Source organism: Peribacillus sp. NPDC058002 (genome assembly GCF_042886655.1).
GTDB lineage: Bacteria > Bacillota > Bacilli > Bacillales > DSM-1321 > Peribacillus > Peribacillus aracenensis.
In genome coordinates this window covers 1-2694 of sequence record NZ_JBHVQU010000370.1, presented here as the reverse complement: position 1 = coordinate 2694, position 2694 = coordinate 1, and the positions used below count along the sequence as shown (strand labels likewise).

Genomic DNA, 2694 nt, shown 5'->3' with positions numbered 1-2694 from the left:
TCATCATGGGAAACTAATATTTAAGAGCAGTATAGAATTCGAGACATTTAATAAATTCCCTGGCAGCTTTTGAAAAATACTGCTTCTTAGAGCGAACATAACCGAATTCCATTGTATTATTTTCTAACTCCACCAAAGGAATGGCCACAAGTTCCCCGCTTAGGAAATAGGGGTCGCTGTTCACTCCAATATCATAGGAAAAGGCAATGGCTAATCCCTCAGCGACGGTTTTTTTGATGATTTCCGTATTATTTGTGAAAAACAAGATATTCATCTCACCGTAATGATCAAAAAAACCTTTAATGAACGCCTTCATTCTTGGTCCATTGTAAACGACCAGATTTTGGTCCATTAGCTCTTGTGGGGTTATGCTTTTACGGTTGGCTAAAGGGGAATTCTTACTGACCGACACAATCACTTTTGCTTCCATTAAAGGTTGAAATTCCAACTCATGTTCTTTTGGCTTAATCTTTGGAATGTTCAAGAGCCCGATGTCTATCTTATCATTCAGTACTTCTTCGGTTATCTCTTGTCCCCCTTTTTCTTCAATCACGATTTTCACCTCAGGATACTTCTTCTTAAATAATGCCAAGGATTTAGGCAAAACCGTAAGAAATAAACCCTGTGTAGAGGATAGGCGTAACTCTTTTTCCATCGTATCTGAATGTATTTGCGCACTGTCTCTTATTTCTTCCAATTTGCTTAATACTTCAAGAGCCTTCTGGATGATTTCCTTTCCGTCCTCTGTAGGTATGGTTCCTAACCGTGACCGTTTGAAGATTTTTATACCTAATTCCTTCTCCAGACTGGTAATGGCCATGCTGATTCCAGATTGAGAGATATGGAGGCTCTCTGAAGCAGTGGAAATCGAGTTTACCTCGGCCACCTTTATGATATATTCCAATTGTTCTATATTCATTGTTCATTCTCCTTCTAGCCTATTACCCATATCATACCTCGAACAGAAAGCCCTTTCAATTTTAGAGAAGAAGAACCAGGACATCTAGAACTGTCTCGTCAAAAGCAGAGTGCCAGTTTTATACAATGGTAGTTGTTTTTTCGTATTCTTTAGCGGGTTGTGCCCGATTATTTTTTATAGAAACGGCAACAACCGTTCCCAATAACGCCATTATCACCAAAAACAGGAAAGCTGCATTATAGGAGTCATTAAACAAACTGATAATCAAACCGATGGCTAAAGGAGAAACCGCACCTGCAATTTGACCGGCAAAAGTTACAAGCCCGGAGGCAGAGCCCGTAAGTTCCTTTGGTGAGTATTTTATGATAATCGTATATAGAACGGTTCCAAAGAAAGACAGCGCTATGGAGTTAAGAGTGAGATAAGTGATGAAAAGTGCTATGGATGTGGCGTTAGACATTAAAAAGAGAAAAATTGCCGATAATAAAGCTCCTGCTGCAGCAAGATACTTCTCCCGGTTAGCCATATGCTTATCAAGGAGCCAACCGCTTACATTAAACATCAAGAAACCAAAAACATAAGGGATTGCCAATAAACCCCCTGCGGCTATTAAATCAACCCCTTTTTCCTTAACCAAATATATAGGCATCCAAGTGATCAGCCCATAGTTGATAATATTTGAGATAAACTTGAAAGATATGAGTTTCCAAATGTTTTCGATTTTAAATAATAGTTTCAGGGCTACCTTTTTTTGTTTCGGGTTGTCTTTTTTAACCTCTTGAGTTCCTTGAGGCTTTAGAATGAACCAAATACCGAAAGAAATTAATATCCCCAGAACTCCGGCAATGGTAAACATGCCCCGCCAACCGAAAGCTACAACCATCGAAGCTGCAAGAGCAGTACCTAATATCCCGCCAATATTCTGGGCAGACAGGAAAAACGAATTTGCCCGGCCCCGTTCTTCTTCCGGGAAGTTATTTCTTATAGTGGACATACTGGCAGGATAGAAAGGCCCTTCACCTAACCCGAACAGAAAACGAATGAATAATAAAGACATGAATGACCAAGCAAACCCAGACATAACAGTGAACAGTGACCAACTAAACAAAGAAACAGTTACCATGACCCTTGCTCCATATTTATCGGTCATCCATCCGCCAAGCGGTTGCATGAGTGAGTAACTAACAAAAAATATACTAATTAAAAAACCTGTCTGGGACGTATTGAGATGAAACTCATCCCCAATGGGAATAATTCCGACATTTATGGCAACGCGATCAAAAAAGCTTAAAATCATTCCAACAAATAAAAGGCCGCTGATCACTAATTTTCGTTTCTTACTTGCATACAGCTGCATTCCTCATCACTCCATCTTTTATATTTTCACAAAACTTTCGAATTATAGGGGAAGCGCTTACAATTCCTTTCAAAATGGCAAAGCTTGAAAATTCACTATTCACTTATTGATTTTTGTTCTGTGACTATTAGGAGCGTTTTCACTAAAAGACAATGATGATTTAAAAAAAACGAAACTGGAATGCCTACATGATTATTAGATACATTCAAGCCCACGAGACTAATAAGTAGGCTCGCGGGTAGAAATATTCGTCACTTGATCCATCATGCTATAAAGTAATTGATTATCATGGAGTAACGATATTGACCTTTGGCTGAAATTGATCAAGCAAAGACAGGAAATCTTCGAACTGTTCTTTATCACCGGAAATGGAAACTTTACCGGCCGCTTCGATTTTGGATAAATATTAAAGACCTAG

General features: G+C 38.9%; 3 protein-coding genes. All 3 read right to left on the bottom strand.

What is annotated here, in order from left to right; all coding sequences use genetic code 11:
• Window positions 1–13: 13 nt before the first annotated feature.
• Window positions 14–919 (bottom strand): LysR family transcriptional regulator, encoded by a 906-nt coding sequence (locus ACFVSH_RS25165; RefSeq protein ID WP_387595785.1) that lies wholly within the window; start codon window positions 917–919, stop codon window positions 14–16.
• 118 nt (window positions 920–1037) lie between these two features.
• Window positions 1038–2276, bottom strand: coding sequence for an MFS transporter (locus ACFVSH_RS25160; RefSeq protein WP_387708467.1), 1239 nt, complete (start codon window positions 2274–2276; stop codon window positions 1038–1040).
• Between the two features lie 286 nt (window positions 2277–2562).
• Window positions 2563–2670, bottom strand: a complete 108-nt coding sequence (locus ACFVSH_RS25155; protein ID WP_387708469.1) for an alkyl sulfatase C-terminal domain-containing protein — start codon at window positions 2668–2670, stop codon at window positions 2563–2565.
• Window positions 2671–2694 lie beyond the last annotated feature (24 nt).

Bases quoted from the DNA above. Each gene is read 5' to 3' on its own strand.
- ACFVSH_RS25165 (WP_387595785.1), bottom strand. From the start codon at position 919: ATGAATATAGAACAATTGGAATATATCATAAAGGTGGCCGAGGTAAAC.
- ACFVSH_RS25160 (WP_387708467.1), bottom strand. From the start codon at position 2,276: ATGCAGCTGTATGCAAGTAAGAAACGAAAATTAGTGATCAGCGGCCTT.